Source organism: Bradyrhizobium canariense (assembly GCF_018130465.1).
GTDB classification, from domain to species: Bacteria; Pseudomonadota; Alphaproteobacteria; order Rhizobiales; family Xanthobacteraceae; genus Bradyrhizobium; species Bradyrhizobium canariense_C.
In genome coordinates, this window is sequence record NZ_JAFCKJ010000003.1 from 612,973 (window position 1) to 626,202 (window position 13,230).

Sequence of the window (13,230 nt, forward strand, 5' to 3'; positions counted from 1 at the left end):
TGCGAGCTGCGCGGTGCGCAGCACCGTGCAGGGAGCCTCGAAGGATGAACGGCCCCGATGCAGCCGGGCCGTCGCCCTTCGAGGCTCGCCCAGCGGCGCAATTGCGCCACTGAGCTCGCACCTCAGGGTGACGGGGATAGCTTCTCACGTCACCGCATTCACGACCTGATACTCCGGCCGCCGCCACACCTCGCCCGCGATCACGTCCTCGATGACCTCGGCCGCCTTCAGCACCTCGGTCTCGCCGATATACAGCGGCGTGATGCCAAACCTCATGATATCCGGCGCGCGGAAATCGCCGATCACACCGCGGGCAATCAGGGCCTGCATCGCGGCGTAGCCGCCTTCGAAGGCAAAGGAGATCTGCGAGCCGCGACGCTGATGGGCGCGCGGCGTGACGAGCGTTAGCTGCGGGCAACGGCGCTCGACTTCGCTGATGAGGAGATCGCCGAGCGCCAGCGAGCGGGCCCGGACCTCCGTGATATCGACGCGATCCCAGATGTCGAGCGACGCCTCCAGCGCCGCCATTGCCAGCACCGGCGGCGTGCCGACGCGCATGCGCTCGACGCCGCCCGCGGCCGCATAGGCAAGCTCGAATGCGAACGGCTTTGCGTGGCCCATCCAGCCCGACAAAGCGGCGCGGACGCTGTCGGCGTGGCGCGGCGCGACGTAGAGGAAGGCGGGCGCGCCGGGGCCGGCGTTGATGTATTTGTAGGTGCACCCGGCGGCGAAATCAGCGCCGGTGCCTGCAAGGTCGACCGGCAGCGCGCCGGCCGAATGCGCGAGATCCCAGACCGTGACGATGCCGAGCGCATGCGCTCTTGCAGTCAGCTTCGCCATGTCGTGGCGTCGTCCGGTGCGGTAATCGACCTCGGTGATGTAGAGCACCGCGATCTCCTCCGACAACGAGGCTTCGATCTCCTCCGGCGCCACCAGGCGCAATTGATGACCACGGCCGAGCGTCGCGATCAGGCCTTCGGCCATGTAGAGATCGGTCGGAAAATTGCCGGTGTCGGACAGGACGACCTTGCGCGATGCATCCATGTCGAGCGCGGCGGCGAGCGCCTGATAGACCTTGAGCGACAGCGTGTCTCCGACCATGACGTAGCCGGCTTCCGCACCGATCAGTCGCGCGATGCGATCGCCGACATGGCGCGGCTGCACGTACCAGCCTGCCGTATTCCAGGCGCGGATCAGCTCATTACCCCACTCGGCGGTGATGACGCGGCTGACGCGCTCGGCAACGCCAAGCGGCAACGCGCCGAGCGAATTGCCGTCGAGATAGATCACACCGTCGGGCATATGGAACAGCGCCCTGGTGTCGTCGTAGACGCGAAGCTTGGTCATGAAACTCTCTACAGGATCGTGCGCACGCGCCAGAGTTCGGGGAACAGCTCGACCTCCAGCATGCGCTTGAGGTAGCTGACGCCGCCGGTGCCGCCGGTGCCGCGCTTGAAGCCGATGACGCGTTCGACCGTCGTCACGTGGTTGAAACGCCAGCGCCGGAAATAATCCTCGAAATCGACCAGCTTCTCGGCGAGCTCGTAGAGCATCCAGTGCGTCTCCGGCGCCTCGTAGACGATACGCCAGGCCTGCAGCACGCCTTCGTTGAAGCTATGAATCTCGCGAACATCGCGCGCCAGCACGGCCGCGGGCATCTTGAGCCCGTTGCGGTCGGCGAGCCGCAGCACCTCGTCATAAAGGCTTGGCGTCGCGAGCTCGGCTTCGAGCAGCTGCGTGGTTTCCAAATCGTGCGCGTGCGGCTTGAGCATGGCGTGGTTGCGGTTGCCGAGCAGGAATTCGATCAGCCGGTATTGCCGCGACTGGAAGCCCGACGACTGGCCGAGCTGCGAGCGGAAGCGCGTATACTCGCTGGGCGTCATCGTGCGCAGCACGTCCCAGGCGCCGTTGAGCTGCTCGAAGATGCGCGACATCCGTGCCAGCATCTTCATCGCAGGCTGCACCTCATCCTTCGCGATCGAACGGCGTGCGGCGCTGAGCTCGTGGATTGCGAGCCGCATCCACAGCTCGGTGGTCTGATGCTGGATAATGAACAGCATCTCGTCATGCGCTTCCGACAGCGGATGCTGCGCGCCGAGGATCGCGTCCAGCGCCAGATAATTGCCATAGGACATACGCCGGGTGAAATCGGTCTCGGCACCTTCGCTTGCGGGATCGTATTCGCTGGACGTCATGACTGGTCCTTTCGATCGATCTTCCAGGCCTCGTCAGTCGAGCCCGATCAGGCGCGCGGTGATCGGCGACGACGGGTCCTTGAGGGCGTCGATCACGGTGAAATGGTTGAGCCCGGGATCGACGACGAGACGCGTCGGCACGTCGAAGCCAGTCCAGACATTGGCCATCAGATCGGACTGGCGGATGAATTCGGGCCGCTCGTTGCCCCCGACCCAGGCGGTCACCGGCGAATGCCCGCGCGGCAGATGCAGCGCCGCGCTTTCCAGCGTCGCCTCCTCCATCGTCATGCGCAGGGTGTCGTTCATCCTGGCCTTGAGCAGCGGACGCAGATCATGCAGGCCGCTGATGGAGAGCGTGCCGGCGATGCGGTTGGCGACGGCGGGCTCGAGCCTACTATCATTGCACAGCATGCGCGTGACGAGATGGCCGCCCGCGGAATGGCCGGCGAGCCGGATTGGGCCCGCGACGAGCGAGGCCGCCTTGGCGATCGCTGTGGTGATTTCCGCCGTAATGTCGGAGATGCGCGCGGCCGGCGTCAGCGTGTAGCTTGGCAGCGCGACCGCCCAGCCATGATGGCGCGCGCCCTCGGCAAGATCGGTCCATGTCGACTTGTCGAAGCGCATCCAGTAGCCGCCGTGGACGAACACGACGAGGCCCTTGCTGTCTTCGTCGGGCAGGATCAGGTCGAGGCGCTGGCGCTCGCCGGCGCCATAGGCGATGTCGGCGCGAAATTTTTTCAGTCCGGCGCGGTAAGCCGCCGCCCGCTCCGCCCACAGCGCCGGCATCTTGTCCGAGCCCGGGATATGGGCCGAATTAGCGTAAGCGTCATCCCAATCGCGCATCGTGGCTTCCTCGATGGACTCAAGGCCTTGTGGGGCGGGCGCCAGTCTGCCACCGGCGCGGGCGGCATCCTAGTCTTTATTTTAAGCTTAAAGCATCTGGGAAAGCCGGTGGATCGGGCAGCCCCGTCATTGCGAGCGCAGCGAAGCAATCCAGTCTGCCTCCGTGGCGGCAGTCTGGATTGTTTCGTCGCAAGGGCTCCTCGCAATGACGGCGAAAGGGCCTACCCCTTCTCCACTCCGCACCAATCCGCGATGAACAGCGCCATCGCCTTGGTCGTCTTCTTCAGCGAGTCCAGCTCGACATATTCATTGAAGCCGTGCATCTCGCCGCCGCTCGCGCCGAAGCACAGGCTCGGGATACCGTGATTGAGGCCGTAGAAGCGGGTGTCGGTGAGCGCGGTGAAGACGAGGTCTTCAACTTCGCCGCCATAGACGGTGTTGAAGGCCTTGCCGAACGCCGCCTCGGGCGCGGCGGCATCGGTCAGCTCATAGCCTTCCGACAAGAAGCCCGACCATTCGATCTCCGGCGGATTGTTGGCGAGGAAGCGGTGGTTGCGCGCGGCAGCCGCGACGCAGGCCATGATCTCCTTCTGGTGATCGGCGATCGACCAGCCCGGCAACACGGCAATCCGGCAATCGACGTCGCACCAGGCCGGCACGCTTGAGGCCCAGTCGCCGCCCTTGATGATGCCGGGGTTGAAGTTGATGGGATGGTTCAGCGTCTTGAAGTGACGATCGGCCTTCGCGCGCTCGTTCCACTCGATCTCGAGTTTTTGCAACGCCTGGATCAGATGGTAGGCCGCCATGATGGCGTTCGCGCCCGAGCCGGCGAAGGCAACGTGAGTCGGATGGCCCTTCACCCGCAGCCGAAACCAGATCACGCCGACCTGCGAGCGCACCATCTTGCCGCCAGTCGGCTCGGGGATGAAGCAGGCATCCGCACGATAGCCGCGTTGAAGCGTCGAGAGCGCGCCGACGCCGGTGCTCTCCTCCTCGATCACCGACTGGAAGTGGATCCGCGCCGTCGGCCTGAGGCCCGCGGCCTTGATCGCATCGAGCGCTGAGAGCGCGCCGATGGTACCCGACTTCATGTCGCAGGCACCGCGACCGAACATCTTGCCGTCCTTGATGACGGGCGAAAACGGCGGGGTGTCCCACAATTCCAGCGGCCCCGCGGGCACGACGTCGCAATGGCCCTGGAGGATCAGCGATTTGCCGCCATCGGTTTGCGGACGGTAGGTGCCCACCACCGAGCGCGCCTTCGAGAAATCATGCTCGATGGGGCCGAAGCCGCGCAGATCCTTGAGGTCGTCGACATTGATGTGCCAGTCGTCGACCTCGTAGCCGCGCGCGCGCAGGAGGTCGCCGATCATGTCCTGGCACGGTCCCTCCGCACCGCGGGTCGAGGGGATCGCGACGAAATCGCTTGTGGTCGCAAGCTGGGCTTCGAAGCCGGCGTCGACGGCGTCAAGAATCCTCTGCTGCGTTTCGGCATTCATCAGGCAACTCCAATCGGGCATTCAGATCATCGATGGAGCGCAAGCTAACCGATTTCAGCCGTTCGGGTACTCTGCAAAATAGGCATCCCGCAATGCATCTTCGAGCAGCCGGCCTTCCGAATAGCCATTCAGTGTCGCCGGCCGGCTCACGCCGTCGAGCAACCGCGGGCAAGGTTCCGGCGCGCCGAGCACGGTGCGCACCGGGATGCGCTCGGCATAGATCGGCAACGCATAGTCCTCGTCGTCGTCGGCGACACCCTTGGCGCGGACTTTCGCGGAGGCTTCCTCGATCTCCATCGCGATAAAGGAGGTCGCCTTGATCTCCTGCGTGTTGCTCGCCCGCAGGCTCGCGGTGCGATCCGGGAAGAAGCGGTCGACCATCGCGATGACCGCGCGCGCTTTCTCCTCGGGATCGGTGACGAGATAGGCGGTGCCGAACGCCATCACGGCGCGGTAGTCGGCCGAGTGATTGAACCCGCAGCGCGCCAGCACCAGGCTGTCGAGATGGGCGACCGTCAGGCACACACGCTCGCCCCGGGTCTGGTTGCGCAGCATGCGGCTGGCGCTCGAGCCATGCCAATACAGCTTGGTCCCTTCGCGCCAAAAAAAAGTCGGCGTGCAATAGGGCTGGCCGTCGATCGCGTAGGAGACGTGGCACAGCATCGTGGAATCCAGGATGCGATGAACCGTGTCGTGATCGTAGAAGCCGCGGTCATGACGGCGCTTCACCTGGTTGCGCGCGGACGTCGGATAGGAATTCTGGCTCTCGGTCTCGCTCACGGCCGCCCCTGTCGGATTGAAACAATCCAGAGCAGTTGTAGCCGCGGATTTGGTCTGCGATAGTGCCAATTCCATGCGAAAATTTCCAACCAATTCCGTCCCCTCGCCGGCCAAGGCCGAGCTGCCGCTCGACCTCACCGGCCCCCACATCACGGCCGGCGCCTCGTCGGCGCACCGGCTGTACCAGGCGTTGCGCGAGATGATCGTCGGCAGCCTGGTGAAACCGGGGGAGCCGCTGCCGCCGTCGCGCACGCTGGCCAAACAGACCGGCTTTCGGCGCAATGCCGTCGTCACCGCCTATGAGCGGCTGATCGCCGACGGCTTTGCCGACGCAACCGTCGGCTCCGGCACGTTCGTCGCCGCGCGCATCCCCGCGCGCGCGGCCGAGCCGAAGCGGCCGAAGATCATCGTCGAAACGCCCGGGCAAGGCGCGTTTTCGCTCGGCTGCACCCATATCGACGCGCGCGCCGTGCAGCGTTTCCGGGCCTTTGTCGGCCGTCGCATGCGCGCCTTCGGCGCGGAGCATCTGCACTATGGCGACCCTCGCGGCAGCCGCGAGCTGCGTGCGGCGATCGCCGATCATCTGTTGTCGGCGCGGGGCCTGCGCTGCGATCCCGATCAGATCATGCTGACGTCAGGCACGCTGCACGCGCTGCGTATCGTGCTGAGCGCGATCCTGAAGTCCAACGACCAGGTCTGGTGCGAGGACCCGGGTTACCCCGCCGCGCGCAAGACCATCGCGCATTGCGGTTATCGTCCCGTGTTCGTTCCCGTCGACGCGCACGGCATGCGTGTCGCCAGAGGCCGCGCAGCGGCGCCGTCCGCGCGCGCAGCCTATGTGACGCCGTCGCACCAGTTTCCGCTGGGCGTACAGATGTCGATGCCGCGGCGGCTCGAGCTGCTGGACTGGGCCAGGCAGGCCGGCGCCTTCGTGCTGGAAGACGATTACGACAGCGAGTTCCGTTATGACGGCGCGCCGCTGATGTCGCTGGCCGGCATCGATCACCTCCAGCGCGTGATCTACATGGGCACGTTCGCCAAGACGCTGTTTCCGGGCCTGCGCATCGGCTATTGCGCCCTGCCCGAGCGCTTGATTGCGGATGTCACCGCCGCGCGGGCCGCGCTCGACCGTTTTCCCGGCACGCTGATGGAGGGCGCGGTGGCCGACATGCTCAATTCCGGCGCGTTCGCAGCGAACCTGAAGCGGGTGCGCAAGCTATACCGCGAGGCGCGCGACGCGCTGGCCGAAACCCTGGAAGCCGCGTCCGACGGCGTTCTGTCGGTGCCGGTCCCATCACAGGGTCTGCATCTTGTCGCCCGGTTCGATCCCTCGATCGATCTGTCGGTGGCGGCGGAAGCCAAGCAGGCCGCCGGCGCCGAAGGCTGGCTGTTGGCCGACACCTATTCCCGCTCACGTCCTCTGCCCGGTTTCGTGCTGGGATTTTCCGGCCACGCGGTTCCGAAGCTCGTGGCATCCGCCGAGCGGCTCGCGCGGGAATCGCGTGCGGCCTTGCGTGCGAGGAGCAAGCCGGCCCGGCGGGCATGACGAACGTTCACTAGGAGAATCGGCTGCCGCTCCCTACATTGCGGCATTGATACCGGGACCTCACACCATGCTGCTGCGCCGTGCGACTTGCCTCTCGCTCCTGGTCTTCATCGCACTCGCCGCGACGGCGCGCGCAGGCACGGTCGGACGCGAGCAGGACATCGTCGATCTCAAGCTCGGCCAGCGCGTGCAAGTGGATGATGGAACTTGTCCCGCCGGACAGGTCAAGGAAGTGCGCGGCGCCAAGATGACCGACAAGGGCGTCGCACGGACCAGCACCTGCGTGCCGCGGTTTGGTCCGAAATCAAAGCGATGAGCGCTACTTCGCCGGATCGAACATGCATTGCAGGGTCGGCTTGGCGATCTTGGTGAAGGTCGGACCGATTTCGGTCTGCTTTGCGGCCGGCACCCAATCGGTCTCGATCGTCGGCACCCCGGTCTCGCTGATGCCGCGCAGCAGAGCCTCGCGGAGATCGCGATCCTCGACGACGGCGGCAGCATGATCGTGCAGGCAGCCGCAGACCTCTTCCGGATGCTCCCAGCGCCCGAGCATGCGCGGCGCGCATTGCCTGACGAACTCAGTACGGGGATCAGGTAATCTGGACGGTGAGCGCACCTGAGCCTGAGCGGCACTGATCGTCAGAACGAATATGAACGCCGCAGCGCAGGAACGAACAAGCATGACGGCCTTTATCGGCTGATTTTTCTTATTGGCGGATCAGAAGCGCGCGGCGACCACGATCGGCTGCGGCGCCGGGGTCATCACCGGCGAGCCGCTGTACTGGAAAGTGCCGATACCGGGGAGATTACCGTCCGGCGAGCCTGCGAGCGAGGAGCCGGCGAGCACGAAACCGAAAGCAAGGATGAGGCTGAGCGTGCGCATGGACTTGTCTCCGAATTCGGTGGCCGGCGTGCGCCGTCGTCGTTGTGAGGTTGATAACCATGGGCGGTTTCGCGCGTGATGCGCCAAAGGCGGAAAATGGTTTCATCTCCATGAGAATTGTTTCGTCCCGTTCGAGGCGACGACACATTCGACGGAAAATCTCAATCTTTTCAGATGGGTCGGGCGGCTGCCCAATGTGGCTTGGCAGGTCCCGTGCGGGCTTGGAGCCGCGCCGGACGCTGGCGCCGTCATGGTCCTGCCTCACACGCTTCACATGCGTTTTACGTTTTTCTGCTGAAGAGAAGCCGAACGAAGGCTGGGCCCCGTCGAACCGGGGGCGCTTCGACCGCGACCCAAGCTATCGAGACCGAGACGCCCGGATCACCGGGCGCGTTGATGTGAGGAATGGCCATCATGATGGCGCAAGATCGCGCAACGGCGCGCGATGCGGACCAACGAACGGACCGCCGGGATCAACGACCTGTTCGCAGCAGCGCCATGTCGCCTGGCGAAATGGCGTTGCAATCGAGCCGCGGCTTCGAGGCCACGCCGCAGACATTCGTGCGGCTGACCGGCTCGCATCTTGCCAAACCGCGCGCCAGCCGCGCCGACATCGCTGAGTGAACGCAAACGCGTCTCACTGAGTGAAGAACTCTCCACATTTCTGGACGTTTGCGTCCGCCGGTCCCCACGGCATGATCGGCACGGTCGAGGTCGAGTTCTTCGGCGAACCTTCGATCAGCCTGTCCGAATAGACCATGTAGACCAGCACGTTGCGCTTGGCGTCACAGCCGCGCACGATCTGCATCTTCTTGAAGAACAACGAGCGGCGCTGGCGGAACATGTCGTCGCCCTGCTCCATCTTGTTCTTGAACTTGATCGGGCCGATCTGACGGCAGGCGAGCGAGATGTCCGAGACCTCCTCGGCAAGGCCCAGCCAGCCCTTGAAGCCGCCCTTCTCCGGCACCGTGAAATGACAGGCCACGCCCTCGACCTCGGGGTCGTCGAGGCCGTAGGTCGCAAGCTTGTCGTTCGGGCTCATCCATTTGAACACGGTCGAGCGGCGGAAGATCAGATCCGGCTCGTCCGCGGCGGAGGCGGACGCTGCCGGCACGGTCAGCGCAAGGAGGAATAAAGCGAGGCCTTTCAAGCGGATGCTGGAAAGACTGGGGAAACGAGATGACATGAACCTCTCCGGTAACAAGTTCCAGCAATGTAGGGATGAGGCGACCGATCAGGAAGACGACGGGCAAGCCGACACGGCCGCCGTTTACCGCTCCGTGAGGCTTTTTTGCTACGCTTTGGACAAATGTAGCTGATGGCAGAACTGCCGTGCTGGTGAACGCGTATCCCCTCTGAGAGACTAACATCTGATTTGGATTATGGATTCGAAGATGAATAGCGTGAACGGGTCTGGTTTCTCCGCCAAGCCGGCGCGACTTTGGCAGGTCGCCATTTTGACGGCGGCGGGTGCGATCGGCACGGCAAGCCAGGCGGACGCAGCGTTTTATTACTGGACGGACTATTCCGACGGGTCGTACGGGCGCCAGGAGCGCCATCCGGAAGTCCCGCGCCAGAAACCGCAGAAGCGCGGTGCGGCCGGCAAGAAAGACCTTGTTGCCGAAAAGGAAGCCGGCACGAAACCGCAAGGTCCTCTCGTCATCGTCGTCTCGATCGACCGGCAGAAGGTCACGGTCTACGACACCAACGGCGTGTTCGCGGAATCCCCGGTGTCGACGGGCATGAAGGGCCATTCGACGCCGATGGGTGTGTTCAGCGTCATCCAGAAGCACAAATTCCACCACTCCAACATCTATAGCGGCGCGCCGATGCCGTACATGCAGCGGATCACGTGGTCCGGCGTCGCCATGCATGCCGGCGTGCTGCCGGGCTATCCGGCCTCGCACGGCTGCATCCGCATGCCGATGGCGTTCGCAGTGAAGATGTGGAACTGGACCAGGATGGGCGCGCGCGTGATCGTTTCGCCCGGCCAGATGTCGCCGCAGAACTTCTCACATCCGCTGCTCGCCTCTGTGCGCGTGCCGCCGCAACCCGCGGCCAGCCTGGAGCCGCAGACCAATGCCGGCGACAAGGCCGACAAGGGCGCGGCTAATGCGAAGGCCGCCGAAGCAAAGCCGGTTGAAACGAAGACCGCCAGCGCCGACGGCGTGCTCGAGCTGCGTTCGTCGGTCGGCCACACCGTGATGTCGGACGTGACCACCGGCAATGCACCGGCCCGCGAGGAAGCCACGATACCAGCCGACCGAACCGAGATAACGGCAAAGCCCGAGACCAGGACCGCTGAGGCAGCAGACGCGGCCAAGCCACAGGCCGGAGACGCCGCGCAGCCCGCGAACACTGAATCGAAGCCTTTCGAGACCGCGGAGACGCCCAAAGAAACGCCCACGGAAACGCTGAAGGAAACGCCGAAGGCTTCGACGGCTGCCGCCGACAAGGTCGAGGCTGCCAAGTCCGAAACGGCGAAGTCCGAACCGGCAAAGACGCCCGACGCACCGGGCGCGGCGGCAGCGCAGGCCGCCACGCCCGACGTCAAGAAGGACGAAACCCGCGTCGCCGATCCGGCGCCAGCAGCAAAACCTGAAGCGCCCAAGCGCGCCGGCCAGATCGCGGTCTTCGTCAGCCGCAAGGATTCCAAGCTCTACGTGCGGCAGAACTTTGCGCCGCTATTCGAGGTGCCCGTCACGATCGCCGCGAGCGATCGGCCGCTCGGCACGCATGTCTTCACCGCAGAAGTCGACAAGGCCGATTCCAATGCGCTGCATTGGTCGGTGGTGTCCCTGCCAGTGTCCGTCCGCTCTGCCGCGCGCGAAGATACCGGCCGCATGACAGGCCGCCAGCGCGGCGCGTTCGTGATCCCCGTCGCCGCAAAGCCTGCGGTCACGCCGGATAGCCCGGCCGAGGCCCTCGACCGCGTCTCGATCCCGGCCGACACGATCGCGAAGATCAACGAAATGCTGACATCGGGCGGCTCGATCATCGTCTCCGACCAGGGCATCAACCAGGGCGAGACCGGCGAAGGCACCGACTTCATCGTCCGCCTGTACTGACGCGCCTCGCCGCGTCCGATAACGCGGTGTTGAGCAGGCGCCTCGCGCCGACGGAGTACAGTGCGTCCCGGATCACGTCGGGGGACGTTGCCATGTTGAACCGCAGGACCATGCTCGCCGCGCTTGTCGCGACGACCGCATCTGCTAGAGGCGCACTGGCCGATGGCGGCATGAGCCGGATCTCCGCCTACGCCTTCTCCTTTCCGGCGTTATCAGGCGACGACATCCACCTTGCGGCCTTCACGGGCAAGCCGCTGCTGGTGGTCAACACCGCTTCCCTCTGCGGTTACACGCCACAATATGCCGGCCTGCAAGAAATCTGGAACGAGTTTCGCGAGCGCGGGCTCACCGTCATCGGCGTGCCTTCCAACGATTTTGGCGGACAGGAGCCCGGCGGCACCAGCGAGATCTCGGAGACGGCCCATCACCAATACGGCGTTACCTTTCCGATTGCGGCCAAGGCCGTCGTGGTCGGTGCCAAGGCGCATCCGTTCTACAGATGGGCGGCAGAGGCGCGGCCGAAGGAGGTCCCAAAATGGAACTTCCACAAATATCTGATCAGCCGTGACGGGTATATCGCCGACGTCTTTTCGTCGGCGGTCGAACCGGCCGACACCCGGATCAAGACCGCGGTCGCGAAGGCGCTGGCCGACAGTTAAGACACCGCGCCCCAACGCGCTTGGGCACAATTGTGGCGGGGCGCCAAACAGCCGTTGCAATGGCGAGGGCCCACCATCTAGGCTAGGATCGTGTGGGGCAGGATGGTTTTGCCGGAGGCGAAAAGCCCCGGTGAAACAACGGGATCAATCTCGAGGACAAACACCATGCGTGTGGCGGCAGGACTGATTTTGGCAAGCGCGATGTCTCTGGCGATGACGGGCGCGGCATGGTCGCAGACCCCGGCTGCAAAGCCCGCTGTCGCGACGCAGGCCGCACCGGCGACAACGCCGGCCGCGGCTGCGCCCGCTGCGGCTCCGGCACCTGCTCCTGCTCCTGCAGCAGCCGCCGCGCCGGCGGGCTTCGTCAATCCGCCCTCGCCGAAACAGGCGCCGCAGCCCGCCCGTGCCGCTTGCAACACCCCCGGCGCGCTCGGTGTCGCCCGCACTGTCGAGATCGACACCACCGGTGGCCCCGGCTTCGGCTTCGAGCATTTCAAGGAGCTCGACTTCCTGCGCGACAAGGAGGTGGTGCTGACCTTCGACGACGGTCCTTGGCCGAAGAACACGCCCGCGGTGCTGAAGGCGCTCGCCGATGAATGCACCACCGGCATCTTCTTCTCCATCGGCAAGCACGCGACCTACGAGCCGGAGATCCTGAAGCAGGTCTACGCGGCCGGCCATACCGTGGGCACCCACACCTGGTCGCACGCCAACCTCAACAACAAGAAGCTCACGGAAGCGCAGCGCAAGGAAGAGATCGAGAAGGGTCTGTCCGCGGTGAAATGGGCGCTCGGCGGCATTTCGCCCTCGCCGTTCTTCCGCTTCCCCGCGCTCCAGCATCCGCCGGAGATGGTCACCTATCTCGGCAATCGCAACACGGCGATCTTCTCCTGCGATATCGACTCCTTCGACTTCAAGGCCTCGAAGCCCGAGAAGGTGATCGAGACCGTCATGAAGAAGCTCGACAGCAAGGGCAAGGGCATCATCCTGATGCACGACTTCCAGAAGCACACCGCGGAGGCCCTGCCCGAGTTGCTCAAGCGCCTGAAGGCGGGCGGCTACAAGGTGGTGGCGATGCGCGCCAAGTTCCCGGCCTCGACGCTGCCGGAATACGACCAGGAGCTGCTCAAGGACGTCAAGCTGCCGACGGTGAGCAACCGGCCGGTCAACAGCGTCGTGACGACGGTCTCTGAATAGTTGCGCCATTGTCCTTTCGCATCGAAGGCTACGTCATCGTCTCCGCGGACGGCATGCTCGCGGACGCGGCGCATCTCATGCCGGACAGCCTGAAGTTCGAAGGCGACAAGCTGTTCTTCGAGCAGGCGCTCGATCGCGCCGCGGTGATCGTGCACGGCCGTCACTCGCACGAGCAGCAGCCGAATTCACCCAAGCGCAAGCGCCTGATCCTGACCCGCAAGATCAGGGCGCTGACCGTCGATCCCGAGCTGCCGAACGCGACATTGTGGAATCCGGATCACGCCAGCTTCGAGCAAGCATGCGCTTTTGCTGACGTGGCTGGCGGCACCGCGGCGATCATCGGCGGCCCCGTCGTGTTCGACATGTTCATGGACCGCTACGACACCTTCTGGCTCTCGGAAGCCCCGCATCTGCGGCTGCCCGGCGGCGAAGGCTGTTTTGTCGAAGTACCGGAGCGGACGCCTCAGGAGGTGCTGGCATCGCACGGGATGAAGCCGGGCGCGCCGTATCTGCTCGACGCCGCGCACGAGGTGACGGTGACGCCGTGGCGTAGGACGTAG

Annotated in this window: 15 protein-coding genes; 7 read left to right on the forward strand and 8 right to left on the reverse strand. The window is 64.9% G+C overall.

What is annotated here, in order from left to right; all coding sequences use genetic code 11:
- Window positions 1-144: 144 nt before the first annotated feature.
- From kynU to JQ591_RS11785, 5 genes are all read right to left on the reverse strand, one after another.
- Window positions 145-1,347 carry a kynureninase gene (gene kynU / locus JQ591_RS11765; RefSeq protein WP_211396141.1) on the reverse strand — a complete coding sequence of 401 codons (1,203 nt, stop codon included), beginning with the start codon at window positions 1,345-1,347 and terminating at the stop codon, window positions 145-147.
- A gap of 8 nt (window positions 1,348-1,355) precedes the next feature.
- Window positions 1,356-2,195 carry a tryptophan 2,3-dioxygenase gene (kynA, locus tag JQ591_RS11770; protein ID WP_211396142.1) on the reverse strand — a complete coding sequence of 280 codons (840 nt, stop codon included), beginning with the start codon at window positions 2,193-2,195 and terminating at the stop codon, window positions 1,356-1,358.
- Between the two features lie 33 nt (window positions 2,196-2,228).
- The gene (locus JQ591_RS11775; protein ID WP_211396143.1) at window positions 2,229-3,038 is read right to left on the reverse strand and encodes an alpha/beta hydrolase; all 810 of its coding nucleotides are present in this window, start codon (window positions 3,036-3,038) and stop codon (window positions 2,229-2,231) included.
- Window positions 3,039-3,259: 221 nt separating this feature from the next.
- A complete protein-coding gene (locus JQ591_RS11780; RefSeq protein ID WP_211396144.1) occupies window positions 3,260-4,537 on the reverse strand; it encodes an ArgE/DapE family deacylase in 1,278 nt (425 codons plus the stop codon).
- 54 nt (window positions 4,538-4,591) lie between these two features.
- A complete protein-coding gene (locus tag JQ591_RS11785) occupies window positions 4,592-5,317 on the reverse strand; it encodes a pyridoxamine 5'-phosphate oxidase family protein (RefSeq protein WP_211396145.1) in 726 nt (241 codons plus the stop codon).
- Between the two features lie 73 nt (window positions 5,318-5,390).
- Between JQ591_RS11785 and JQ591_RS11790 the strand changes: the two genes are divergently transcribed.
- Window positions 5,391-6,863 (forward strand): PLP-dependent aminotransferase family protein, encoded by a 1,473-nt coding sequence (locus tag JQ591_RS11790; protein WP_211396146.1) that lies wholly within the window; start codon window positions 5,391-5,393, stop codon window positions 6,861-6,863.
- A gap of 67 nt (window positions 6,864-6,930) precedes the next feature.
- On the forward strand, window positions 6,931-7,179 hold the full coding sequence (locus tag JQ591_RS11795) for a DUF6719 family protein (RefSeq protein ID WP_211396147.1): 249 nt from the start codon (window positions 6,931-6,933) through the stop codon (window positions 7,177-7,179).
- Between the two features lie 3 nt (window positions 7,180-7,182).
- Here JQ591_RS11795 and JQ591_RS11800 read toward each other — a convergent pair whose 3' ends face one another.
- Together JQ591_RS11800 and JQ591_RS11805 are read right to left on the reverse strand one after the other, a co-directional pair.
- Window positions 7,183-7,545, reverse strand: a complete 363-nt coding sequence (locus tag JQ591_RS11800; RefSeq protein ID WP_211396148.1) for a hypothetical protein — start codon at window positions 7,543-7,545, stop codon at window positions 7,183-7,185.
- A 36-nt stretch (window positions 7,546-7,581) separates the two neighbouring features.
- Window positions 7,582-7,746 carry a hypothetical protein gene (locus JQ591_RS11805; RefSeq protein WP_211396149.1) on the reverse strand — a complete coding sequence of 55 codons (165 nt, stop codon included), beginning with the start codon at window positions 7,744-7,746 and terminating at the stop codon, window positions 7,582-7,584.
- Window positions 7,747-8,160: 414 nt separating this feature from the next.
- On the opposite strand from JQ591_RS11805, the gene JQ591_RS11810 reads away from it, so the two are divergent.
- A complete protein-coding gene (locus JQ591_RS11810) occupies window positions 8,161-8,370 on the forward strand; it encodes a hypothetical protein (RefSeq protein WP_211396446.1) in 210 nt (69 codons plus the stop codon).
- Window positions 8,371-8,383: 13 nt separating this feature from the next.
- Here the strand turns inward: JQ591_RS11810 and JQ591_RS11815 are convergent, their stop codons facing one another.
- Complete coding sequence (locus JQ591_RS11815; RefSeq protein WP_211396150.1) at window positions 8,384-8,932, reverse strand: CreA family protein; 549 nt, start codon at window positions 8,930-8,932, stop codon at window positions 8,384-8,386.
- A 208-nt stretch (window positions 8,933-9,140) separates the two neighbouring features.
- Here JQ591_RS11815 and JQ591_RS11820 point away from each other — a divergent pair, with 208 nt between their 5' ends.
- From JQ591_RS11820 to JQ591_RS11835, 4 genes are all read left to right on the forward strand, one after another.
- Window positions 9,141-10,814 carry a L,D-transpeptidase gene (locus JQ591_RS11820; protein WP_211396151.1) on the forward strand — a complete coding sequence of 558 codons (1,674 nt, stop codon included), beginning with the start codon at window positions 9,141-9,143 and terminating at the stop codon, window positions 10,812-10,814.
- 92 nt (window positions 10,815-10,906) lie between these two features.
- Window positions 10,907-11,473 (forward strand): glutathione peroxidase, encoded by a 567-nt coding sequence (locus tag JQ591_RS11825; protein WP_211396152.1) that lies wholly within the window; start codon window positions 10,907-10,909, stop codon window positions 11,471-11,473.
- Between the two features lie 165 nt (window positions 11,474-11,638).
- Entirely contained in the window at window positions 11,639-12,670 is a 1,032-nt protein-coding gene (locus JQ591_RS11830) for a polysaccharide deacetylase family protein (protein ID WP_211396153.1), read from the forward strand.
- An 8-nt stretch (window positions 12,671-12,678) separates the two neighbouring features.
- A complete protein-coding gene (locus tag JQ591_RS11835; RefSeq protein ID WP_211396154.1) occupies window positions 12,679-13,230 on the forward strand; it encodes a dihydrofolate reductase in 552 nt (183 codons plus the stop codon).